The organism is Polaribacter sp. WD7 (genome assembly GCF_003335085.1).
Lineage (GTDB): Bacteria > Bacteroidota > Bacteroidia > Flavobacteriales > Flavobacteriaceae > Polaribacter.
The window spans coordinates 1-23,077 of sequence record NZ_QPEJ01000015.1 but is presented as its reverse complement, the minus strand read 5'-3'; the positions used below and the strand labels follow the sequence as shown (position 1 = coordinate 23,077).

The 23,077-nt window shown below is 30.1% G+C and carries 22 protein-coding genes and 1 pseudogene; 12 read left to right on the top strand and 11 right to left on the bottom strand.

All coding sequences use genetic code 11. From position 1 onward, the window contains the following. Positions 1-146: 146 nt before the first annotated feature. Together DUT90_RS02680 and DUT90_RS02675 are read left to right on the top strand one after the other, a co-directional pair. Positions 147-1,466, top strand: coding sequence for a pitrilysin family protein (locus DUT90_RS02680; RefSeq protein WP_114425181.1), 1,320 nt, complete (start codon positions 147-149; stop codon positions 1,464-1,466). 24 nt (positions 1,467-1,490) lie between these two features. Next, positions 1,491-3,536, top strand: coding sequence for a pitrilysin family protein (locus DUT90_RS02675; protein ID WP_114425180.1), 2,046 nt, complete (start codon positions 1,491-1,493; stop codon positions 3,534-3,536). A gap of 53 nt (positions 3,537-3,589) precedes the next feature. On the opposite strand, the gene DUT90_RS02670 is transcribed toward DUT90_RS02675, so the two are convergent. The 5 genes from DUT90_RS02670 to DUT90_RS02650 form a co-directional block, all read right to left on the bottom strand. Further along, positions 3,590-4,165 (bottom strand): biliverdin-producing heme oxygenase, encoded by a 576-nt coding sequence (locus tag DUT90_RS02670; protein WP_181858130.1) that lies wholly within the window; start codon positions 4,163-4,165, stop codon positions 3,590-3,592. Beyond that, entirely contained in the window at positions 4,146-4,706 is a 561-nt protein-coding gene (locus DUT90_RS02665; protein ID WP_114425178.1) for a response regulator, read from the bottom strand. Before DUT90_RS02665 ends, DUT90_RS02670 begins: the two co-directional genes overlap by 20 nt. 7 nt (positions 4,707-4,713) lie before the next feature. Beyond that, the gene (locus tag DUT90_RS02660) at positions 4,714-5,127 is read right to left on the bottom strand and encodes a response regulator (RefSeq protein ID WP_114425177.1); all 414 of its coding nucleotides are present in this window, start codon (positions 5,125-5,127) and stop codon (positions 4,714-4,716) included. A 2-nt stretch (positions 5,128-5,129) separates the two neighbouring features. Next, positions 5,130-7,331: an ATP-binding protein gene (locus tag DUT90_RS02655; protein WP_114425176.1), complete on the bottom strand. Its 2,202-nt coding sequence runs from the start codon at positions 7,329-7,331 to the stop codon at positions 5,130-5,132. Between the two features lie 119 nt (positions 7,332-7,450). Next, entirely contained in the window at positions 7,451-8,323 is an 873-nt protein-coding gene (locus tag DUT90_RS02650) for a DMT family transporter (RefSeq protein WP_114425175.1), read from the bottom strand. A 92-nt stretch (positions 8,324-8,415) separates the two neighbouring features. Between DUT90_RS02650 and DUT90_RS02645 the strand changes: the two genes are divergently transcribed. Then, on the top strand, positions 8,416-8,889 hold the full coding sequence (locus tag DUT90_RS02645) for a cation transporter (RefSeq protein ID WP_114425174.1): 474 nt from the start codon (positions 8,416-8,418) through the stop codon (positions 8,887-8,889). 67 nt (positions 8,890-8,956) lie between these two features. Here the strand turns inward: DUT90_RS02645 and DUT90_RS02640 are convergent, their stop codons facing one another. Continuing rightward, on the bottom strand, positions 8,957-10,498 hold the full coding sequence (locus DUT90_RS02640; protein WP_114425173.1) for a glycine--tRNA ligase: 1,542 nt from the start codon (positions 10,496-10,498) through the stop codon (positions 8,957-8,959). A gap of 126 nt (positions 10,499-10,624) precedes the next feature. Here DUT90_RS02640 and DUT90_RS02635 point away from each other — a divergent pair, with 126 nt between their 5' ends. The 3 genes from DUT90_RS02635 to DUT90_RS02625 are packed head-to-tail and all read left to right on the top strand — an operon-like array spanning position 10,625 to position 13,842. After that, positions 10,625-11,311 carry a ComF family protein gene (locus DUT90_RS02635; RefSeq protein ID WP_114425172.1) on the top strand — a complete coding sequence of 229 codons (687 nt, stop codon included), beginning with the start codon at positions 10,625-10,627 and terminating at the stop codon, positions 11,309-11,311. 56 nt (positions 11,312-11,367) lie between these two features. Next, positions 11,368-12,993 (top strand): Ig-like domain-containing protein, encoded by a 1,626-nt coding sequence (locus DUT90_RS02630; protein ID WP_114425171.1) that lies wholly within the window; start codon positions 11,368-11,370, stop codon positions 12,991-12,993. A 57-nt stretch (positions 12,994-13,050) separates the two neighbouring features. After that, positions 13,051-13,842 carry a THC0290_0291 family protein gene (locus DUT90_RS02625; RefSeq protein ID WP_114425170.1) on the top strand — a complete coding sequence of 264 codons (792 nt, stop codon included), beginning with the start codon at positions 13,051-13,053 and terminating at the stop codon, positions 13,840-13,842. A gap of 80 nt (positions 13,843-13,922) precedes the next feature. On the opposite strand, the gene DUT90_RS02620 is transcribed toward DUT90_RS02625, so the two are convergent. Both DUT90_RS02620 and DUT90_RS02615 read right to left on the bottom strand, forming a co-directional pair. After that, entirely contained in the window at positions 13,923-15,071 is a 1,149-nt protein-coding gene (locus DUT90_RS02620) for a cystathionine gamma-synthase (protein WP_114425169.1), read from the bottom strand. 179 nt (positions 15,072-15,250) lie between these two features. Next, a complete protein-coding gene (locus tag DUT90_RS02615) occupies positions 15,251-15,706 on the bottom strand; it encodes a DinB family protein (RefSeq protein WP_114425168.1) in 456 nt (151 codons plus the stop codon). 42 nt (positions 15,707-15,748) lie between these two features. On the opposite strand from DUT90_RS02615, the gene DUT90_RS02610 reads away from it, so the two are divergent. After that, positions 15,749-16,096, top strand: coding sequence for an arsenate reductase family protein (locus tag DUT90_RS02610; protein ID WP_114425167.1), 348 nt, complete (start codon positions 15,749-15,751; stop codon positions 16,094-16,096). Positions 16,097-16,206: 110 nt separating this feature from the next. Here the strand turns inward: DUT90_RS02610 and DUT90_RS02605 are convergent, their stop codons facing one another. Continuing rightward, a complete protein-coding gene (locus tag DUT90_RS02605; RefSeq protein WP_114425166.1) occupies positions 16,207-17,190 on the bottom strand; it encodes a glycosyltransferase family 4 protein in 984 nt (327 codons plus the stop codon). A 30-nt stretch (positions 17,191-17,220) separates the two neighbouring features. Next, positions 17,221-18,009 carry a hypothetical protein gene (locus DUT90_RS02600; RefSeq protein ID WP_114425165.1) on the bottom strand — a complete coding sequence of 263 codons (789 nt, stop codon included), beginning with the start codon at positions 18,007-18,009 and terminating at the stop codon, positions 17,221-17,223. A gap of 100 nt (positions 18,010-18,109) precedes the next feature. On the opposite strand from DUT90_RS02600, the gene DUT90_RS02595 reads away from it, so the two are divergent. The 5 genes from DUT90_RS02595 (at position 18,110) to DUT90_RS13320 (ending at position 22,548) form a co-directional block, all read left to right on the top strand. Further along, the gene (locus DUT90_RS02595; RefSeq protein ID WP_114425164.1) at positions 18,110-18,754 is read left to right on the top strand and encodes a thymidine kinase; all 645 of its coding nucleotides are present in this window, start codon (positions 18,110-18,112) and stop codon (positions 18,752-18,754) included. Positions 18,755-18,792: 38 nt separating this feature from the next. Continuing rightward, positions 18,793-19,890, top strand: a complete 1,098-nt coding sequence (gene alr, locus DUT90_RS02590) for an alanine racemase (RefSeq protein ID WP_114425163.1) — start codon at positions 18,793-18,795, stop codon at positions 19,888-19,890. 55 nt (positions 19,891-19,945) lie between these two features. After that, positions 19,946-20,353: a large-conductance mechanosensitive channel protein MscL gene (gene mscL / locus DUT90_RS02585; protein ID WP_181858141.1), complete on the top strand. Its 408-nt coding sequence runs from the start codon at positions 19,946-19,948 to the stop codon at positions 20,351-20,353. A gap of 179 nt (positions 20,354-20,532) precedes the next feature. Next, positions 20,533-22,368, top strand: a complete 1,836-nt coding sequence (locus DUT90_RS02580) for a YcaO-like family protein (protein WP_114425161.1) — start codon at positions 20,533-20,535, stop codon at positions 22,366-22,368. 30 nt (positions 22,369-22,398) lie between these two features. Then, positions 22,399-22,548, top strand: coding sequence for a hypothetical protein (locus tag DUT90_RS13320; protein ID WP_181858129.1), 150 nt, complete (start codon positions 22,399-22,401; stop codon positions 22,546-22,548). A gap of 15 nt (positions 22,549-22,563) precedes the next feature. Here DUT90_RS13320 and DUT90_RS02575 read toward each other — a convergent pair. Further along, positions 22,564-22,962: pseudogene (locus tag DUT90_RS02575) on the bottom strand (leucyl/phenylalanyl-tRNA--protein transferase); the annotation flags it as partial. Positions 22,963-23,077: the final 115 nt, after the last annotated feature.

The window sequence follows — 23,077 nt, the reverse complement described above, 5'->3', positions numbered from 1 at the left end:
TTGACAACTTATTTACTTTTAGTTTAACATTTTATTTTGTTGAGTTTCTTTATTTTTGATTTGACGTAAAATTGAATTAAAAATTGTGTAACACTTCTATAAAAAGAGCGTCAAACAAAAAATTATAACTGATTAAATTTAATTAAATGAAGAAAAGTAAAAGTATTTTATCTCTTGCTTCCTTATTGTTTGTATTTAGTATAAATGCACAAAAGGTAGCGTTTGAAGAGTATGATTTAGCTAATGGGATGCATGTAATATTACACCAAGACAATGCTGCACCTGTTGTAATTACCTCTGTAATGTATCATGTTGGAGCTAAAGATGAGCAACCCGATAGAACAGGAATGGCACACTTTTTTGAACACTTGTTGTTTGAAGGAACTAAAAACATAAATAAAGGAGATTGGTTTAAAATTGTATCTTCTAACGGTGGTAGAAATAACGCCAACACTACAGATGACAGAACATATTATTACGAAATATTTCCATCTAACAAATTAGAACTAGGTTTGTGGATGGAATCTGAACGCTTGTTGCACCCAATTATTAAGCAAGGTGGTGTAGATACACAAAATGAAGTGGTTAAAGAAGAGAAACGACTACGTGTAGACAACCAACCATACTCTCGTTTTTTAGAAAACGTAAAGTTACATATGTTTAAAAAGCATCCATACAAAGGCACAACCATTGGAAAAATGGAACATTTAGACGCCGCTACTTTAGAAGAATTTTTAGCGTTTAATAAAAAATATTACTCACCAAACAATGCTACACTGGTAGTTGCTGGTGATATTGACAAAGACCAAGCAAAAAAATGGATTGACGCGTATTTTGCTAGAATTCCAAGAGGTGAAAAAATCGAGAGAAATTTTCCGAAAGAAGATCCAATTACAACACAAATTAATGCGAAAGCATACGATCCTAACATTCAAATTCCAGCAATAATTCAAGCATTTAGAACTCCTTCTATGAAAACTAGAGATTCTCGTGTTTTAGACATGATTTCTGCTTATTTAAGTGGTGGAAAAAGCTCTGTTTTGTACAAAAAATTGGTTGATACTAAAAAGATGGCATTACAAGCTGGGGCCATCAATTTAAGTCAAGAAGACTATGGAACCTATATTTTATTTGCACTTCCATTAGGAGACGTATCATTAAATGATTTGGTCAAAGAAATTGATGAGGAAATTGTAAAGCTTCAAACCAATTTGATTTCTGAAAAAGATTATCAAAAATTACAAAATCAATTTGAAAATAATTTTGTGAGTTCAAATTCTTCTGTAGAAGGTATTGCCAATTCTTTAGCCAGATATCATGTTTTGTTTGGAGACACAAATTTAATTAACACAGAAATAGATATTTATAGAAATATTACTAGAGAAGAAATAAGAGCTATTGCCAAAAAATATTTAAATTCTAACCAAAGGTTAGTATTAGAATATTTACCAGAAGACAAACAATAACAGAAAAAAGATCAAGACATTATTATGAAAACAAAACTTATAGCTTTTATCGTATTTATAGCAACATCTTTAGCTGTAAATGCCCAAAGAGATTTAAATAAAATGCCAAAACCAGGACCAGATCCTGAAATAAAACTTGGAGAAACTATCAAATTCTCATTAAAAAACGGACTGAAAGTAATTATGGTAGAAAACCATAAATTACCTAGAGTTTCTGCAAATTTAACCATTGATAATACACCATACGTAGAAGGTGATAAAGCTGGTGTTTCTTCTATAATGGGAAGTTTATTAGGTAGAGGAACCGCTAATATATCTAAAGATGATTTTAACGAAAAAGTAGATTATCTGGGTGCAAATATCAATTTTTACAGTTCAGGTGCTTCTGCAAGATCTTTAACTAAATATTTTACTGAAGTTTTAGGCTTATTAGCCGATGGTGTTAAAAATTCTGAATTTACTCAAGAAGAATTTGACAAAGAGAAAAAAGTAACACTAGAAGGATTAAAATCTCAAGAAAAAGATGTTACCACAACAGCGAGAAGAGTTGAAAGCGCACTAACGTATGGTAAAAATCATCCTGATGGAGAGTTTGTTACAAAAGAAACTGTAAACAATATTACATTAACAGACGTTAAAGAAAATTTTAACACGTACTACAAACCTAACAACGCATATTTGGTAATTATTGGAGACATTAATCCTAAAAAGACCAAAAAACTAATAAAATCCTTGTTTAAAGATTGGAAATCGGGTGATATTCCAACTACAAATTACACAAAGCCAACCAACGTAGAAAACACAGAAATTAACTTTGTGAATATGCCAAATGCAGTACAATCTGAGGTTACTGTAATGAATACAACTAATTTAACGTTGGGTGATAGTGATTACTATGCAACATTGCTTGCTAATAAAATTTTAGGTGGAGGCGGATCTGCAAGGTTATTTAACAATCTGCGTGAAGATAAGGGGTACACCTATGGCTCTTACTCAAGCATATCTCAAAGTAGAAGAACAGGTAGTTTTAGAGCTTTTGCAAGTGTTAGAAATATAGTTACAGACAGTGCTATTGTTGAGATTAAAAAAGAAATTGACAACATTAAAAATAATAAAGTATCTGCAAAAGAATTAAACGATGCTAAAGAAGAATATATTGGAGGTTTTGTTATGGATGTTCAAAAACCAGCAACTGCTGCAAGATATGCATTAAACATTGCCAGGTATAATTTACCAGAAAATTTTTATGCTAATTACATCAAAAATATTAACGCCGTAACTGTTGAAGATGTTCAAAAGGCAGCAAAAAAACATTTTAAAAGTGATAAAGCAAGAATAATTGTAACTGGTAAGGCAATAGATGTAATGCCTAACCTAGAAAAAGTAGGGTATACTATTAAATATTTTGACAAAGAGGCTAATGCTACTGAAAAACCAGAAATGGTATTTCCAATTCCAGACGGTATGAATGCTAAAAAAGTAGTTGACAATTACATTAAAGCTATTGGTGGTAAAGACAAAGTAATGGCTATAAAATCTGTATTAATGGTTTCTAAAGGAAAAGTACAAGGCATAGAAGTTACAGCAGAAGATAAAATGATGGCTCCTAACAAAATGTCTAAAACTATCTCTGGAATGGGACAAGTTTTTCAAAAAACAGTTTTTAACGGAACAAAAGGATACAACGAGGTACAAGGTAGAAAAATGGATATGACTACAGAACAGGTTGATGAAATTAAAGCGACTACAATACCATTTACAGATATGAGCTATACTAGCGGAAAATTAGATAGAATAGAACCTATAGATGGTAAAAACTGCTACGTAATACAACACAATAGCTCAGAAATATTTTATGATGTAGCCACCGGTTTAAAAACCAAAGAAATTAGAACTGTAAAAGGGCCGCAAGGAGAAGTAAAAGTACCTACAACATACGGCAATTACAAAGCAGTTAACGGTGTTTTATTTCCACACGCTGTTAATGCAAAAATGGGACCTATGGATTTAAATTTTGAAGTAGAGATAATAAAAATAAATGAAGGAGTTTCTGATAAAGATTTTGAATAACCGATAGCATTTTAAATAAAAAAGCGCTTAAATTAAATAATTTAAGCGCTTTTTTATTTAAAATACTTAATAAATGCTTTAAATGTTTTTTTGGCACCTTGTACGATTTGGTTGCGTTCTTCGGCAGAAAATTGACTTTGCGTCATGTGTTTCCTAAATTTTTCCCAACGCATTAATCTGTCTTTATCAAACTTATAAAACTCTAAAGTGGTTGTATTTGATAATTGATTACATTCTGTGAGATGCTTTCCTAAAACTAATCCTCCTAACAAAGAACCTTCTGTTACGTAAATTGCACCTAAGGCTTCAAATTTATTATTTAAAAAAATAGAAGTATTTTTAGTAAGCAATGAAAAGGAAATCTTTTTTAGGTCTTTTAGTACCCAATTTGAAATTCTTGGTAAAAAGTAAACTTGCTTTACAAGATTTTCTTGTTTAAAGCAACAGATGTTGGCTTCTATATGAGAATATGCTAAATAGTTTTTTTCTAAAAGTTTTGTAAATTCTTGCACACTAATGGTGTGAGAAATAATTTTATCTGCACCACTACTTTTGTCTACAATATCGTGTAGTAGTTTAGTTTCTTCCTTTAGTACTTTAAGTATTTCTTTATCTAATAATTGTTTCAATATTTTCTTCTATCTCTTTTAATAATTTCTCGTAATACTCCTCTACTCCTTTTGGTTTATTAGGTTGTGCAGCTCCTTTTAAAATACTATGTATTCTGTTTAATTTTTCTAAACGTTCTTTTTCTTTGGCTATTTTTGCTAAGGCAAACTTATTTTTTTCTAAAATGTCTAGTAACAAAGGTTCCATTCTAACATGTAGATTTTTCATGTCTTTTTTTAGAAAAAAACCATTTGCCCTTTTTAAAATAATATTTGTTGCAATTTCCTCATTACCTATAGTGCCTGTTACTACAATAATAGGTATGTCTTTAAAGAGATTTCGAATAGAAATAAGTACATCTTCTGCTGTAAAATTTCCTAAATCAAAATCTGTAAAAATAATTTCTGGTACAAACGTTTTTGTCGTAAAGCTCAAATTATCTATAGAATTTGCCATTACTATTTCTGGCTCTTCAAATATTTTTTCTAATTGACGTTGCAATAATGCTGCGTCTGTGTATGAGTCTTCTACAATTAAAATTCTGGGTGATAACTTAATCATAACCGTATTAATTTAAGTTTATATTAAGCCAATAATCAAGAGTTTCTTTAACAGTTAGTTTTAGCGTTGTAAAACTTTTGGGTTTTTCTATAAAACTGTTACAGTGATATTGGTATGCTGTACTAATATCAGTTCTTTCTTTACTACTACTAAATATTATTTTTGGCAATTTGTTATATATTTTATTTTCACTAAACGCTTTTAGCAATTCTAATCCACTAATTTTTGGCATATTAATATCTATAAGTACTGCACTTGCTGAAAGCTTATTAAAACTTTCATTTTTGATACTTTTTAACACATCTTCAGAATTGCTAAAAGTAACTAATTCTATAGTATTAAACTCTCTCTTTACGACTCTCTCTAACAAAAGAATATCTTCTTTTCTATCCTCTATGTAGACTACTGTTTTTTTTTGCATTTTTATTCGTATTGAAAATAAAATGTTGTTCCTTCTCCTTTTTTACTTGTTACCCAAATATTACCATTATGTTTAATTACAACACGCTGTGCTATAGCAAGACCAACACCAGTACCCTCGTACTTATCTGTTTCTAATCTGGTAAAAACTCCAAAAATTTTCTGAGCATATTTTTGATCAAAACCAATTCCGTTATCTGAAACCGTGTAAACAACACTTTTATTTTGAACGTAACTTCCTATTTCTATTTTAGGTGTGGGGTGTAAACTTGAGTATTTGTATGCATTGGTAACAAGGTTTGCAAACAATTGATACGTCATGGTTTTATCTCCATGAATAGGTGATATATCTGGTTTAATTACCAACTCAGTATTTGGATATATACTTTGCAAACGAAAATCTTTGATTATTTCCTGGCACAATTTATAAACATCTATTTGATTGTAAATAATTTCATGTTGATTTATGCTACTATAATTTAGAATCTCATCCATTAAAACATTCATTTTATCAGCAGAGTTTATGATAACATGCAAAGATTCTTTGCCTTCTTCATCTAAAACATCACCATAATCTTCTAATAAAATTTGAGCAAAACCATCTATACCTCTGAGAGGTCCACGAAGATCATGACTAACGCTGTAACTAAAACTTTCTAATTCTTGGTTTAAATTAGACAATTTCTTATTGAGTAATTCTAACTCACCAAATTTAGTGATGATAACGTTCTTAATATCACTATTAAGTGCCCTACCATTAGATATTTCATAATCCGTCCAAGCAACGGAGGTATTGCGCACTTTTTCTGTCCATTTTTCAAAAGATTTTCTAGGACTCAATCTATCTAGAGCTTTACTATGTGGGTCTCCACCCCAGTTTATTTCACTTATCTGTTCTGGCCTAAACCAAACCAAAGCCTCATGTATAGCGTTAGATAATTTACAAACAAACATACCAGAGTACTTCTTTTCATCCTCTTTATTTGGTAAGGCTATTTCTTTAGATAAGCATTGTGTTACAAAATAATCTTTATTAAATTTATTTGCAAGATGTAATTTTTCTAAAATATCTAATATCTCTTTTTTAGGAGGAGTATTACCCAAGGTAACAATTTCATCATTATGTAAAACAGCAAATCCTGAACAGCTAAATAGAGAGGCAGCGTTAATTTGATGTGCTGTTAACCCTTCAATAATATCCCAATTTTTACTAATGTTCTTAGTAATAACAGCTCTAATTTCACTTGCTTTATTAAGTCGTTCTATATAATTGCTCGAAAGTTTTTGTCCTATTTGTGCAGAAAACATGTTAGCCAAAATTGCGCAAGATTGTCTATTTCTATAATCAACAAATTTCTTTGTGTTATGATGACAAGAAATTAACCCCCACAATTTACCCTCATGTACAATAGCGCAACTCATTGAAGCGGCCACTTTCATGTTTTTTAAGTATTCTAGATGAATTGGACTAGAACCTCGCAAATGAGAATTACCTACATTGGTTAATGATCTGGTTTCTGTATTTATAGGTGGAATTAATCTATGGTAATTATCATAAACATCGGAAATTATACGAACGCCTTGTTCTAAAAATAACGCTCTTGCTTGCTTTGGTATGTCTGATGCTGGATATTTTAAACCTTTAAAAGAAGTTTGATTTTCTTGTTTTGCCTCTGAAACAACCAATCCGTTCCATTCTTTATCAAATTGATAAATCATTACTCTGTCATACCCTGTAATGCTTTTAATGTGAACAGCTGTCTGATCACACAAATTTTGTAAGGTGAGAGTGTTGGATAAATTTGAAAAAAAACGCAGTAAATCTTGTTGTAGTACATTTACACTTTGTTGGTTATCATACAACTCAAAATCTAAAATATATTGATTATCTTTTTTATGAGGTATACATAAAAAATGTTTTTCTTTAATACTAACTTTAAATGAATATTGACTTACAGGCTTTGTGGCCCATTCTTTAAAAAAAACATATTGTTCTTTTTCTAAAATTGTAGATAAATCTTCATTTAATAACTTTTCTTCTTCAATTTCTAAAGCCAACAAACTGTTTTCAGAAAATTGAATTATTTTATGGCTTTTATCAACTACGAGCAGAAAACCATGACTCTGTATTTGAGGCAATACATGTATAGGTTCATCTTCACAATTTTGTAAATCAACTACTTTAGGGTACGCTGTAACTTTCAAAATATGTTAATATTTTATGAAATTGTTATCTTACAAAGATAGGATATTGTTTTTAATGTAAAAAAAGTAATGTTTAGCTATTAATTTTAAATTACACTATAAATCTACAGGTTGGTATATTATCGATTTTTATTTACAAGGTACACCCCAAATAAAATTAAAACTCCTGCTATAACTTGGACATAACTAAGCTTTTCACCATCTAAAATACCCCAAAAAACCGCTACAATTGGAATAATGTAAGCCACAGAGGTTGCAAAAATAGGCGATGATATTTGCACCATTTTGTTATACATTACCTTAGCCAAACCTGTACCAAATAATGCCAAAACAACAATCCATAATAAAGAATTAACCTCTACTTCTGTTCCTTTAAATGTGATAAAAAAATCTGTACAAAAGAGAATTACAAATGTAGGTACAATTAGTAATAAAAAATTTCCTGTGGTAATGGCCAAAGCATCTAAATCTGACAAGTATTTTTTAACAATATTAGCATTTAAAGCATACCCCAAAGAAGCAATTACAACTAATAAAGCATACCAGTAATTTTGATCAGGGTTGATATCTGCCCCTTCTAAAATTAAACCAAGAGTACCTAACAAACCTACTAAAACACCAATAATTTGATTCTTTTTAAAAGTATAACCAAAAAACCAGAATCCTAATAATAAAGCATTAAATGGTGTTAACGAATTTAAAATTGAAGCTATGGAACTGTCTATAAAATGTATAGCATATGCAAATAAAAAAACAGGAAAAAAAGTACTTGCCAAGGCTGTGTAGATAATAAATTTCCAGTGTTGTTTTTTTATTTTTTTTAGTGATGAAAAACCTATTATCAACATAAAAAAAGCTGTACATAAAATACGTAAAGCCCCTAATTGTATAGGAGTTACTCCTAACAATGCTTTTTTCATCAAAATAAAAGAACTCCCCCAAACAATTGAAAGACTAATAAGGTAAAACCATTTTTGTTGATGATTATTCATAACCAATTTACTTTTAAACAAAACTCTTACAATTCTATAAAAGTAAGCTCTTTTATTTATAAATTTGTATAATATTCTAATAACAATTTCTGATGAAAATTAAACACATATTTCTATCTATAATTATTGCTTGTTTTGTAATAATTGGGTGCAAAAAAGAAACTCCCAAAAATACCGCTCCTGTTAAAAAAGAAAAAGTTTCTTTAGCAATTTCTGGTATGACTTGCGAGATTGGTTGTGCCAAAACTATAGCCTCAAAATTATCTAAAAAAGAAGGTGTTTTAGATGCTAAAGTAGTTTTTAAAGATAGTATTGCTACTATTCAATACAATGCCAATGCTATCTCTAAAAAAGAGTTGATAGCTTTTGTAGATGGTATAGCTGGTGGAGGTATGTATAAAGCTTCTATTAAAACGAATGAAAAAAAACATACTTGCACTGATAATTGCAAAGAAAATTGCGAATTGCACACCGCTAAAAAAGAATGTTGTATTAAAAAAGATGATGGTAAAATGAGTTGTTTAAAAAATTGTAAAATGGCATGTTGCGCTGATAAAAACTCATAATTTATACAATTTACAATAAAAAAGGAGTCTAAATTTAGACTCCTTTTTTATTGTAAATTATTTATGACTACATTTTTTGCAACCAAGTTTTTACATCTACTTCTTGTTTTATAATTTCTTTTAAGTCTGCAATTGCAACTCGTTTTTGCTCCATAGTATCTCTATGTCTTATGGTTACTGCCTCATCTTCTAAAGAATCATGATCTACAGTAATACAAAACGGTGTTCCTGCAGCATCTTGCCTTCTATAGCGCTTACCCACAGCATCTTTTTCGTCATAAAAAACATTAAAATCCCACTTTAAATCATTTACAATTTTACGCGCAACTTCTGGCAAGCCGTCTTTTTTAACAAGTGGCAACACTGCTGCTTTAAAAGGTGCTAAAACTGCTGGTAATTTTAACACTGTTCTTGTAGTACCATTATCTAAAGCTTCTTCTTGTAAAGCATTAGAAAATACTGCTAAAAACATTCTATCTAAGCCTATAGAAGTTTCTACAACATAAGGCACATAACTTTTGTTTTCTTCATGATCAAAATACTGTAATTTTTTTCCAGAGTATTCTTCATGCGCTTTTAAGTCAAAATCTGTTCTAGAATGAATACCTTCTAGTTCTTTAAAGCCAAATGGAAACTGAAATTCTATATCAGCGGCAGCATCTGCATAATGCGCTAATTTGTCGTGGTCATGAAAACGGTAATTTTCGGATCCCATTCCTAAACTTAAATGCCATTTTAAACGAGTTTCTTTCCATTTTTCGTACCATTCTTTTTGCGTGCCTGGTTTAACAAAAAATTGCATTTCCATTTGCTCAAACTCACGCATTCTAAAAATAAATTGTCTTGCCACAATTTCGTTTCGAAAAGCTTTTCCTGTTTGTGCTATTCCAAAAGGAATTTTCATACGTCCTGTTTTTTGAACGTTTAAGAAATTAACAAAAATACCTTGCGCAGTTTCTGGACGCAAATAAACCTGAGTAGAATTTTCTGCGGATGCTCCTATTTTGGTACCAAACATTAAATTAAATTGTTTTACTTCTGTCCAATTTTTAGAACCAGAAACAGGACAATTGATACCCAAGTCTTCAATTAATTGTTTAAAACCAACCAAATCATTTTCTTCTTGAACTCTGGTTAATTCTGCAGTAATTTCGTCTATTTGTTTTTGACGACGCAATACATTTGTATTGGTAGCTCTAAACTCATCTTCATTAAAAGCATCTCCAAAACGCTTTTTTGCTTTTGCAATGTCTTTGTTAATTTTTTCGTTGATTTTTTCTCTAAAATCTTCAACCAAAACATCTGCTCTATAGCGTTTTTTAGAATCTTTATTATCTATTAAAGGATCATTAAAAGCATCTACATGCCCAGATGCTTTCCAAGTTGTTGGATGCATTAAAATTGCAGCGTCTATACCAACAATATTTTCATGCAATTGCACCATTGCTTTCCACCAATATTCTCTAATATTTTTCTTTAATTCTACTCCATTCTGAGCATAGTCGTATACCGCACTTAATCCATCATAAATTTCTGAGGATTGAAATACATAACCGTATTCTTTAGCGTGAGATAATACTTTTTTAAATTGATCTTCTTGTTTTGCCATAATGAGCGCAAAGATAAACGTTTACTCATATTTTTCAAGTAAAAAAGAACTCTTGTTGTTTTCTTATTTACAAGATAATTTTTTACACGAAAATTTAATTATCTTTATACTGAATTGCTGAGAAAAATGAATATTTTACATCACCTTTTAGGTATATTTTATCCTGAGCTGTGTGTTGGTTGTGATAATCAATTAACACCAAATGAAGAAATACTCTGTACGTTTTGTAGACACGACTTACCAATTATTAACTTTACAGATTATACAAATAACAAAATTACCCAAACCTTTTATGGTAGAATTCCTATTGAAAAAGCCAATGCGCTACTATATTTTAGGCAAGAAAGCAGTACCAAGAAACTTATTCATCAATTAAAATATAAAGGAAATGAACAAATTGGCGTTTTTTTAGGAAATTGGTTAGGTCAAAAATTAGTAGATGAAAAAGAATTTTCAGAAATAGATTGTATTATACCTGTTCCTCTTCACTCAAAAAAAATAAAAAAAAGAGGGTACAATCAGCTTACTAAATTTGGAGAACAATTGAGTCTCTACTTAAAAAAACCAATTATAAATGATGTTTTGATAAAAACTTCTTCTTCTCAAACACAAACCTTTAAGTCTCGTTTTGAACGCTTTAGAAGCATAGACTCAACCTTTCTTTTAAAAAATGCAGCTTCTATACAAAACAAACATATTTTATTAATTGATGATGTACTTACTACAGGTGCAACTTTAGAAGCTTGTGCAAAAGAGCTTCTAAAAGCTACAAATACAAAAATTAGCACCTTAACCATGGCATATACTGAATAAATTTTATGATTTTTAAATGAAAAATATATTGTTAATTTGTAGTAAAATATTTGGTAGTGAACACTTTTTTTCGATTTTTTTATATCAGTTTAACTATAATCATTTTAACTAGTTGTGCAAGAACGGGAAGACCAGAAGGTGGGCCAAGAGATGAGACACCTCCGTTATTTGTCATAGCAAACCCTCCTTACGAAACCATTGAATTTAAAGGAAAAGAAATTAAACTTACATTTAATGAGTTTATAAAACTTAAAGATATTAATAAACAACTTATTGTTTCTCCACCTTTAAAAAATCCTTTATTAATAACTCCGCAAGGAGCTGCTACCAAAAAATTAAGCCTTAAAATACTAGATACTCTCAGAGAGAATACTACCTATATTATTAATTTTGGAAATGCAGTTGAAGACAATAACGAAGGCAACACGCTTGAAGCCTTTAAATATGTATTTTCTACAGGAAGCTACATAGACTCTTTAACAACAACAGGTACTGTAAAAGATGCTTTTACTACAGAAGATTTAAAAAGTACAAATGTTTTACTTTATAAAATAGATACTGCATATACAGATTCTATTATTTATAAAAAAAAACCCAATTACGTTACCAATACTTTAGATACGACCAACTTTATATTTACCAATCTTAGAAAAGGAAAATACCTAATGGTTGCTTTAAAAGAAAAGTCTAGTGATTATATATTTGACCCAAAAACTGATAAGATAGGATTTTATTCAGATACTATAACATTACCTAAAGACAGTATTATAGACAAACCTATAATGGTTTTTAAAGAGATTTCTCAATATAAATTTAAAAGAGCCAAAGAGGTAAGTAAGGGTAAAATTGTTTTTGGATACGAAGGTGAACCTAAAAATTTTAGTGTAAAACTAACTTCTAATACCCCTAATAACTTTAAAAGCATTTCAAAATTTGAAACAAAAACAGATACTTTAAATTACTGGTTTACTCCTTTTGAAGCAGATTCATTAAATTTTATTATTTCTAATGACAATTTTTTAGATACTGTTACAGTTAAATTAAGAAAGAAGAAAATAGATTCATTACTACTCCAGTCTACCATAAGTAGAACTTTAAACTTTAGAGATACGCTATTTATTATGTCTAACAATCCTATGGTAGAGGTAGACACTACCAAGATTACTCTTATAACTAAAGATAGCATACCTGTACCTTATAAAAAAATTGATTCTGATAAAGAGAATAAAACTGCTTTTATTTTTAAGAAAAAACCAGAGCAAACCTATAAGATGACTATTTTGCCTGCTGCATTTACAGATATCTATGCACAACAGAATGACACGCTTCAGCTTGGGTTTAACACCAAAGAAATCGAAGATTATGGTAGAATAACCTTTACAATAAACAATAAAACTAACAAAAATCTTATTATAGATCTCTTATCTGGTAAAAATAAAGAAGAGCTAATAGAACGAAATATTGTTACAAAATCCTCAAAAAATTTAGTTTTTGATATGCTAGAACCTAAAACTTATTTTGTTAGAGCCATTATAGATACTAACAAAAATGGCAGATGGGATACTGGTAATTTCTTAGAAAAAAAGCAACCTGAAACTATTATTTACTTTGAAGGAAAATTAGAGTTAAGAGCAAACTATTATCTTGATGGTAATGTATTTACGGTAAATTTATCTGAATAAATTTTGTAATTATAAAAATATCATTATATTTGAATTTTACTTTAAGACCCCTAAATCTTGAAACCCCTAATAACAATTATTTTTGTAATTGTTTCTATTCTAGAATTTAAGGCTCAACACTACACTCATGATATTGGAGTATTTGTTGGCACCTCTAGTTTACAAGCAGATTACGGCCAAAGAGGCAACTTTGCAAGCGAATGGAATAACAACGGAATTTCCTTCTCTGTTGCACACTACCTTAGTTTCTATAATAGAACGCTTAGATGGGATCCTAACAACGTGCTTCATAATCATTTGATGGTTAAGACAGAACTACAGTATTTAAGTAATATTAAATTAGAGCACCATGGTAAATGGGCAAGGTCTACTTCTCAAGCAGGAGAACAGTTAAGAGCCATGAAAGGATCTTTAAGAATGTTAAATCTTGGTCTTCATTTAGAGTATTATTATAGACCATTAGAAGAATTTGTGTATCCTTATTCAGATATTTGGGTAAACCCTTATTTTACTTTTGGTGTAAAATATGTTTCGTATACTACTGGTTTACGGTCTGATTTAGGAGATTGGACAGAGGATATTTCTGTACTTCCTGAAAAATATAGGTTTCCCGGTGCGTTAGACATAGGACCTGGAGATGCTATTTCATTAGCCTTAGGCTTAGGTGCTAGGTTTAAAGTAGCCCCCAAAATAGATTTGGTAACTCAGTTTAATTATCAGTACTTTTTTTCTGATAAAATTGATGGACTACAGGCTAATGTTATTGAAAACAAAAATAATGAGTGGTTGGTTAATATTCAGTTTGGTTTCGTTTACCATCTTAACTTTAATACACCTCTGTTCTATTAAAAAAAACTAAAGCTTATTTGAATGAGCCCCCTAAATTATTCAAATACAAAAAAAAGAGAGCCAATTGGCTCTCTTTTTTTTTATAAACTTAGAGCTTTATCTAAATCTGCCAATAAATCTTCTTCATCTTCTATACCCACACTTAAACGTATTAAAGAATCTGTAATTCCTATTTTTAAACGTTCTGGTTCTGGTATAGATGCATGTGTCATTGTGGTTGGATGATTTACCAAACTTTCTACACCTCCTAAAGATTCTGCTAGCGTAAATACATGGGTATTTTCTAAAAATTTAAAAGCAGCTTCTTTACTTTGGTCTTTTAATCTAAACGACACCATACCACCAAAATCTTTCATTTGTTTTTTTGCAACTTCATGATTAGGATGACTCTCAAAACCTGGGTAATATACTTTACCTACTTTTGGATGATTCTTTAAAAAATGAGCTACTGCTTTTCCATTTTCGCAATGACGTTGCATTCTTATGTGTAATGTTTTTATACCTCTAAGTGCCAAAAAAGAATCCATAGGTCCTGCAATTGCCCCTGCTGCAAATTGTATAAAATGAATGTCTTCTGCTAATTTTTGGTCTTTTACCATTAAAGCGCCCATAACTAAATCTGAGTGACCTCCTAAATATTTGGTTGCAGAATGCATTACAATATCTGCACCTAAATTTAAGGGTTGTTGTAAGTAGGGTGTAGCAAAGGTATTGTCTACCGTTATTAAAATAGCTTCATTTTTATTTTTTACTGCTGATGATATTGCTGCTATATCTGCAATTTTCATTAACGGATTTGTAGGTGTTTCTAGCCAAACTAGTTTTGTTTTTTCTGTAATAGCACTGGTTACATTGGCTACAGAATTCATATCTACAAACGTAAATTCTAGTCCGTATTTTTTAAACAAACGCGTAAACATTCTATATGTTCCTCCATACAAATCATCGCCTGCAATAACCTCATCACCAGGATTTAAAAGACGTAAAACACAATCTATAGCAGATAAACCTGATGAAAATGCAAAACCGTGGGTACCATTTTCTATAGCCGCAAAACTATTTTCTAAGGCTGTTCTTGTTGGGTTTGCTCCTCTAGAATATTCATACCCTTGGTGCTCACCTGGACTGGATTGCGCATATGTTGATGTTAGAAAAACGGGAGGCATTACTGCTCCTGTTGCGGCTTCTGGTTGTTGGCCTCCGTGAATAGTTTTTGTATTAAATTTCATGTTTTACGTTTTTGTACTAATGTAAATTTAGCTTTTGTTTTGTCTGATGTTTTTAAAGATACTTACAACTACTATAATTCTGAAAACTAGCAGATTGGTTTAGCCCCGATTGTAGCATTTGTTTGAGCTCTTTTATGAGGCACGAATAAAAAGCGAGTGCGGAAAGCGGGAAATAGCTTCTACAAAAACTTTTTAATAGATCTTATAATTCCGTAATGAATTCCTTCATGAAAATTGTTAAACGGTATGGCATTTTCTATAGCATTTAATACAAAACCTGTACTTGTTGGGTATTCTTGATAGTTTTTAAAAATACCTGCTTGGTAATCTTCTTCTAAAGTGTCTGGTAATGCTACCAATAATTCTTTTACTTCTTCAAACTCTTCTGCTGTAAACGTCTTGGTTGGCATTGTTCCTTTTTTGTGTGCTTCTATCAAATCGTCTGGACATAAAGGGTTTAACCCTGATAATTTGTAGTGCAGTAATTGCTGTGTAACAACTAAGTGTGCCACATTCCAAGCAATATTGTTTTTAAAGCCTATAGGAGTTGTATGAATTTGCGCTATAGTTAAACCTTCTAATTCTTTTAAAACAAGCTCGCGAGATTTTCTTAAAACATCAAATTGTATCTTCATTTTTTATTATTAATTTTGATGTTGTAAATATAATTGATTAAAATGAAGAAAGTTTACTTTTTACAAACTTGTGATACTTGCCGAAGAATTTTAAAAGAGGTAAATATTGATGGTTTTGAACAGCAAGAAATTAAAACCAATGCTATTACCACTGCTCAGTTAGATGAAATGTATAAACTTTCTGGAAGTTATGAAGCCTTGTTTAATAAACGCGCTAGGTTGTATAAGTCTATGGATTTGAAAAACAAAGATTTGTCTGAAGCCGATTTTAAACAATACCTATTAGAAGAGTATACTTTTTTGAAACGTCCTGTTTTTATTGTTGAAAACGATATTTTTATTGGAAACAGTAAAACTGTTATTGAAAAACTTAAAGAGAAGATTGGTTAATATTTTATTTTATTAAGCTGAATATAAATTTTACTCATTTCAATCGTAAAATATACCTTAATTGACAAAATTTTAGTCAAATACTACAAATAACAATAGTTCACTTACTTTTATTTGGATTGATATAATTGTATCAACTCTCTAGCTTCTTTCTGAGCACTCCAATTTTTCACAATTTCTGCTCTTGCTTGTTCACCTAGGTTGGGGATTTGTTGGTTTATCGATTTTTCTAGCAATTCTTGTAATGCCTCTATGTTACCTGCCTCAAATAAATAGCCATTTTTATGGTGTGCTATTAGCTCTGAATGTACTCCTACATTTTTTGTAGCTATAACAGAACATTGGCATGCCATAGCTTCTGCAGTAACTAAAGAAAAGCCTTCAGAAAAACTAGGTACCACTGCTATTTTAGCCGCTTGATAATAGGAAATGATGTCTGATGTTTCGTCTATAAAATAAACTTGATTTTGAATGTTGTGCTTTTTAGCTATGCTTTTTAGCAATTCTAAAAAAGGTGGTTTGTCTACTTTGCCTACAATAGCCAATGCCCAATTTTTGTGTTTTTGTAAAACGCTTGAGGCTTCTAATAACGTAATTTGCCCCTTGGCTTCTCTTACTCTTCCTGCACAAATTATGAGATTTTGCTGCGTAATATGAGCTATTTTTTTTGAAGTGTTGGGTACAAATAAGTCTATATTAATTCCATGGCCAACTACAATATTATCTATTCCTAAAGCATTGCCCATACTATTGATAAGTGTTACTACTTTATCTGCTTTTTTTAGTAATGTAACACTTACATTAGAAGGCTTGGTTTCTGCATGACGTGTGGCAATTAGTGTAAATTTAGCTCCTAGAAGACGCCAAAATAACATTTTTAAAATTTCGTTATTTCTATGACAATGCACTACAACTTTGCTATTAGAAAAAAGTATTTTTCTAAGTTGAGATTTTAATATTTTTTTTCCGTCTACGTTGTAACCGTACACATAAGTTTCAAAACACTCCTTAAAATAAGGCATTACATTTTCTATACTTCTGGTTATACCAGTTCTTCTTCTATGAAAATGTGTATGAATTAAAATGGGTTTCAACAGTAAAATTTACAAGTCTTAAAAATGTATTTAGGCAAATCTTCTTGTAATAATTTGTATAAATCTTGCCTCTAGCTCTTCTTGGTCAGACCAATTATAATCTGGTTTAACAACTTTTTCTATAAATTTTTTGGCTTCTTTTTCTGTTTTAAACGTATTGAGTTGAGATACTACTCTATTAAAATCTTCTTGACTTCCCTCAAACAAGTTTTTTACAAAAGCAATCCTATCATTTAACCCTATCTGGATGTTTGTAGAAAGTTTATCATTTAACGATTTTGCAGGAGCAGGAGTATCAAATAAATTAGCAATTGTGTCTACAGAAATAGTATCTTCTAGTTCCTCTTCTAAAGTTGGTATTTTAGGTTGTGTAAGATTGTTCACCTCTTTTTCTTCAATATTTTCTAATTTTTCTTGGGTAAACATTAAAGATTCCAATTCGTCAAAAGGCTGTTCTATGATTTCTGGAACTGTTGGTGTATTTTCTTTTTCAGATGTTTCTTCAACTACTACTTTGGGTTCATCTATTAAGTGATGTACTACCTTTTCTTGCGCTTCATTGCTTTTTACCCCATCAACACCTAAAGCTATCTCAGTTTCTTTTAAAGCAATACCTTTTGTTACTCTTATAAGCAATTCATCTTTAGTTCCTTCAAGATTAGGGGTTGTATTTACATACTCTTCTACAAAAGCTAGCAATGATAATTTTTCATAGATTTGTTTCGATTTTTCTTTCAAAACAAATACATCATCTTTATCTTTCATTTTCAAAATCTCATGAGCAAGAGACATTAAATCGGTTTCTAATCTTTTGTGCATAAGTTGTAAGTTGATTTTAATTTTTACCCGTAAATATTCCTAAATTTGCTAAAACTCAAAGTAACAAGAAATTTTATTATCTAACGCCTAAAATTACAAAATGTTTCTTGAAAATACCGTAAATCATACAGAACAATTTGGATGGATTGAAGTCATCTGTGGTTCTATGTTTTCAGGAAAAACAGAAGAGTTAATTAGACGTTTAAAGCGTGCGCAGTTTGCAAAACAGCGTGTAGAAATTTTTAAACCTGCGGTTGATGTGCGCTATGATGATGATGAAGTAGTTTCTCATAACGACAATAGAATTCGTTCTACACCCGTACCAGTTTCGTCTAATATTAGATTGCTTGCCAATGATGTTGACGTTGTTGGTATTGATGAAGCTCAGTTTTTTGATGATGAAATTGTATCTGTTTGTAACGATTTGGCAAACAGGGGAATTCGTGTTATTGTTGCGGGTTTAGATATGGATTTTAAAGGAAATCCTTTTGGTCCTATGCCAGCACTAATGGCAACTGCAGAGTATGTTACTAAAGTGCATGCAGTTTGCACACATACAGGAAATTTAGCTCATTACAGTTTTAGAAAAGCTCAAAATGATGACATTGTAATGTTAGGAGAAACGCAAGAATATGAACCGTTAAGTAGAGCAGCTTATTATAAAGCCATTAGAAATCAGCAAAAAGAGAATGCAATTTCAGGTACTACTAAGAAATCATTACCAAAAAACTCTTCTGAAGACTAAAATAGATTACAAAACTCTTAATTAAATTGAGTATAACAATGAACAACCATGTTACCGTTTTAGAAATTGATGGAAATGCATTGTTGCATAACTTAAATTATTTTAAACAAAAACTACAACCCAATACCAAAATTTTAGCTGTGGTTAAAGCCTTTGGCTATGGAAGTGATGGTGTACAAGTTGCACAATTTTTAGAAGACAAAGTTGATTATTTTGCTGTTGCATACACCCATGAAGGCATTGCAATTAGAGATGCTGGTGTAAAAACTCCTATTTTAGTTTTGCATCCTCAAATACCAAATTTAACTGCCATTGTTAAACACCGTTTAGAGCCAAATTTGTACAATTTTAAAATTTTTAATGCTTTTTTAAAATTGGCAGATGAAACCCCTCTAATGAATTATCCCATACATATAAAATTTAATACGGGTTTAAACAGACTTGGGTTTTGGCATACAGATATTCCTAAAATTATAAGTACTTTAAAAGAAACAAACCATGTTAAAGTACAATCATTATTCTCTCACCTAGCTGCTAGTGAAGATATAGAGGAACACGATTTTACAATTAACCAAATTAATAATTTTGCATACATTGCGCAGCAATTTTACAAACATTTGGGCTATGAACCTATGTTGCATATTTTAAATACTTCTGGTGTTGTAAATTATGCAAAAGCTCAGTTTGACATGGTTAGAATTGGTATAGGTTTATACGGTTTTGGTAATGATATTCAAGAAACACTTCAACTAAAAAACACTCATAATCTAAAATCTATCATTTCTCAAATTCATTTCATTCAACCCGGAGAAACTGTAGGCTATAACAGAGCCTTTGTAGCTAAAAGACCTACTAAATCTGCTACCATTCCTGTAGGTCATGCAGATGGGTTGTCTAGAAAGTTAGGCAACAAAAAAGGGTATGTACTCATTAACAATAAAAAGGCAAAAATTATTGGAAATATTTGTATGGATATGATTATGGTAGATGTTACTAAAATAGATTGTAAAGAGGGAGATGAAGTTATCATTTTTAACAATCAAGAAATGTTAGAAGCAATTGCTAACGCATCTGAGACTATTGTTTATGAAACATTGACAGCAATTTCTCAACGTGTTAAGAAAGTGTTAATGTAAATTTTTTTTTATTACATTTGTTTTACTAATACATAAAAATCAATACAAAATGGGAATGCTTAAAGAGTTTAAAGACTTTGCAATGAAGGGAAACCTTGTTGACATTGCAGTAGGTTTTGTTATGGGTGCTGCTTTTAAACAAGTGGTTACTTCATTTACTGGAGGAATTGTTTCTCCTTTAATAGGATTAATATTTAATGCTGACTTTAAAGATCTAAAATGGATTGTTAAAGAAGGTGTAGCCGATGATGCTGGTAAAATGGTTGGAGAAGTAGCGGTATTGTACGGAGACTTTATAACTAATATTATTGACTTTATTATTGTTGCTTTTGTAATGTTCTTAATTGTAAAAGGTGTTAATTCTACTAAAAAGAAAGAAGAACCTAAACCAGAGGCTCCAAAAGGACCAAGTCAAGAAGATTTATTGGCAGAAATAAGAGACCTATTGGCTAAAAATAAATAAAAAAAAATTAATACGTATAAAACCCAAGCTAATGCTTGGGTTTTTTATGTTAGGGTATCTTAATTTAAAGTTAGATTTTGAGGCATCGTAGATTTATCTCAAAAGAACTTTCTTGATAAAATAGTAGTTTTACGATACTAAAAGATTTTTTACAAAAAATTATCATAGATACTAAAAATATGAAACCTTATAAAGATGATACACCTAGTAATACAATTGAGAAAATAAAAAAACTACTTGGGGACTTAAATATTAAAACTGAAGAATATAATTTTAAAAATAATGGTTTATACTCCTCTACAGTAAAGATATCTAATGGAAATCTTGGTTTATTAACAAAACATATAAGCGCTAATGGAAAGGGTCGAAGTTTTGAATATTCTTTAGCTAGTGCTTATGCAGAATTGATGGAGAGATTACAAAATGGAATTTTAATTAATCATCAAAAATTTGCCTTAAAAGAAAAGTTATCTGACAACTTATTTTCTAAGAAGTTGAAGGATAAAAATGGGGTCTTAAACTTTTTATACGATCCATGTGAAGAAACATATAATTCAAAAAATTACATTAATGAAAATATTAGTTTTCTTAGTAAACTACTGGATGTAAGAGATGCCGATAAACTTCTTGAAATCATTCATAAAAAATTAAATTTTAAAGAACTACTATGTGTTCCTTTCCACGCAATAAGTTCTAAATCTAAAATTCATCTACCAATAGAATTGCTCTTTAAAGTAGTTGGGTCGAATGGAATGTGTGCAGGAAATACTAATCAAGAAGCTATAATACAAGGTGTCTGCGAAATTTTTGAACGTTATGCAGTAAAAGAAATTTATACTAAAAAAATTACACCACCAACAATACCAAAAGAGGTTTTTAATAATTTTTCTATAATTCAAAAGATAAATGATTTGGAATCTAATGGGTTAACTATCACCATCAAAGACTTATCTTTAGGTAAAGACTTACCTGTTATAGGTCTACTAATAGTCGATAAAAAAAATCACAGGTATAATTTTAAGGCAGCTTCAGACTTGAGACCAGAAATTGCTTTAGAAAGATGTCTAACAGAATTTCATCAAACGTCAAAAGTAATTAAACTAAATAAAATCAAAGGCTGGAAAAATATTGATACCAATAGTAACAAACATAATAACGTTTTAAACTTTCTTAAAATCATTGGTAATAGTTCTGGTTATCATCACAAAGAATTATTTGATATAAAGCCGTCATATAAGTTTAAATCGTTGAATTTTAACCTTGGTAAATCTCATGAAGAAGACATTAATTTTTTAAAAAAACTCGTAAAAAAATTAAACTCAGAAATATACGTACGTGATGTTTCATTTTTGGGATTTCCATCATTCTATGTCATAATACCTGCTTTAAGTAAAATCAAGTATCTAGAGAGTAATGATTACTCTTTATTTTCAGATTTTTATGAAATAAAAAATAACCTTTTAAATATTAATTTTTTATCTAAGGAGAGATTTACAAAACTTATTTTTTCAATTGAAAAATGGCAGAAAATAGATTCGGAATTTTGGAAAAATATACTAACTTCTCAATACCTACCACATACAGACAACGAATTGTCCTACTTAGAAATAAATTTATTTTTAGCATTATCTTTTTACAAACTACATGATTTAAAAAAAACTGAATATTACATTAGCAAACTTATTAGCACCTATGAAAATGAAATTTCTTCTTTTTTATATTTTTTTGTTTTCAGAGATTTTATAAGATTAAAAATTGATAAAAAAAACAGTGTAGAAAGTTTTAAAATCTTGACTCAATTTTATGAAAATCATCTTATTAATGAAGTTATGAGAGATTTTGAGAATCCAGAAAAGGCTCTTCACATCTTAAATTTTCCTACATGTTTTAACTGTGAAGAATGCAAACTTATATATTCTTGTGAATATTTTAATGTGATGAGCTTATTAAAAATAATACAAACAAAACAAGAAGAATACAACCTAAAAAATGAAAACACAACGATATTAAATTAATTTATTTATTTTTGCGATAAACATTCTTTTATGAAAAACAAGAAACAACAGAACGAAATTACTAGAAAAGACGCAATCAAAAAAATTGGGAATTACGGAAAATATGCGGCTCTTACGGCATTAGGCACTTATATAATGCTAGATCCCAAAAAAGCTCAAGCACAAAGTGGCGAGTGCTAATTGGTAATTAGCATTTTATTTTAAGAACTTTAAAAATAAAGCTCTATCTATTTCCCTAGCTCCTAAACTTGCTAGATGATTGGTATACACCTGACAATCTATCAACTTATAATTGTTGTTGTTTACTAAATGAATAAAGGCCAATTTAGACGCATTAGATACTTTACTAAACATACTTTCTCCACAGAAAATAGTATTTATCTCTACTCCGTATAAACCACCCACTAGTTCATTATTCTGCCATATTTCTATAGATTTGGCAACCCCTCTTTTATGTAAAGCTATATACGCTTTTTCCATATCATTTGTAATCCAAGTGCCAAAACCATCTTTTCTATCGATATTTTTACAATTGTAAATTACTTTTTCAAACGCTTTATTTTGCGTAATTATAAATGTATTTTTATTAATTAACGTGAGTTCGATGTAAAATAGATGATTTATTATTATGAAAAAAGCAGAATATTTAGTAAATTAAAGTACTGAATTTCAATTTATTAACAAATACTCTGCTTATGATTTCTGACGA

Excerpts from the sequence above, each read along its gene's own strand:
- DUT90_RS02595 (WP_114425164.1), top strand. The coding sequence starts at position 18,110 with ATGTTTCTTGAAAATACCGTAAATCATACAGAACAATTTGGATGGATT.
- DUT90_RS02645 (WP_114425174.1), top strand. The coding sequence starts at position 8,416 with ATGAAAATTAAACACATATTTCTATCTATAATTATTGCTTGTTTTGTA.
- mscL (WP_181858141.1), top strand. The coding sequence starts at position 19,946 with ATGCTTAAAGAGTTTAAAGACTTTGCAATGAAGGGAAACCTTGTTGAC.
- DUT90_RS02615 (WP_114425168.1), bottom strand. The coding sequence starts at position 15,706 with ATGAAGATACAATTTGATGTTTTAAGAAAATCTCGCGAGCTTGTTTTA.
- DUT90_RS02640 (WP_114425173.1), bottom strand. The coding sequence starts at position 10,498 with ATGGCAAAACAAGAAGATCAATTTAAAAAAGTATTATCTCACGCTAAA.
- DUT90_RS02580 (WP_114425161.1), top strand. The coding sequence starts at position 20,533 with ATGAAACCTTATAAAGATGATACACCTAGTAATACAATTGAGAAAATA.
- DUT90_RS02680 (WP_114425181.1), top strand. The coding sequence starts at position 147 with ATGAAGAAAAGTAAAAGTATTTTATCTCTTGCTTCCTTATTGTTTGTA.
- DUT90_RS02650 (WP_114425175.1), bottom strand. The coding sequence starts at position 8,323 with ATGAATAATCATCAACAAAAATGGTTTTACCTTATTAGTCTTTCAATT.
- DUT90_RS02665 (WP_114425178.1), bottom strand. The coding sequence starts at position 4,706 with ATGATTAAGTTATCACCCAGAATTTTAATTGTAGAAGACTCATACACA.
- DUT90_RS02610 (WP_114425167.1), top strand. The coding sequence starts at position 15,749 with ATGAAGAAAGTTTACTTTTTACAAACTTGTGATACTTGCCGAAGAATT.
- DUT90_RS02635 (WP_114425172.1), top strand. The coding sequence starts at position 10,625 with ATGAATATTTTACATCACCTTTTAGGTATATTTTATCCTGAGCTGTGT.
- DUT90_RS02660 (WP_114425177.1), bottom strand. The coding sequence starts at position 5,127 with ATGCAAAAAAAAACAGTAGTCTACATAGAGGATAGAAAAGAAGATATT.
- DUT90_RS02620 (WP_114425169.1), bottom strand. The coding sequence starts at position 15,071 with ATGAAATTTAATACAAAAACTATTCACGGAGGCCAACAACCAGAAGCC.
- DUT90_RS02600 (WP_114425165.1), bottom strand. The coding sequence starts at position 18,009 with ATGCACAAAAGATTAGAAACCGATTTAATGTCTCTTGCTCATGAGATT.
- DUT90_RS13320 (WP_181858129.1), top strand. The coding sequence starts at position 22,399 with ATGAAAAACAAGAAACAACAGAACGAAATTACTAGAAAAGACGCAATC.
- DUT90_RS02675 (WP_114425180.1), top strand. The coding sequence starts at position 1,491 with ATGAAAACAAAACTTATAGCTTTTATCGTATTTATAGCAACATCTTTA.
- alr (WP_114425163.1), top strand. The coding sequence starts at position 18,793 with ATGAACAACCATGTTACCGTTTTAGAAATTGATGGAAATGCATTGTTG.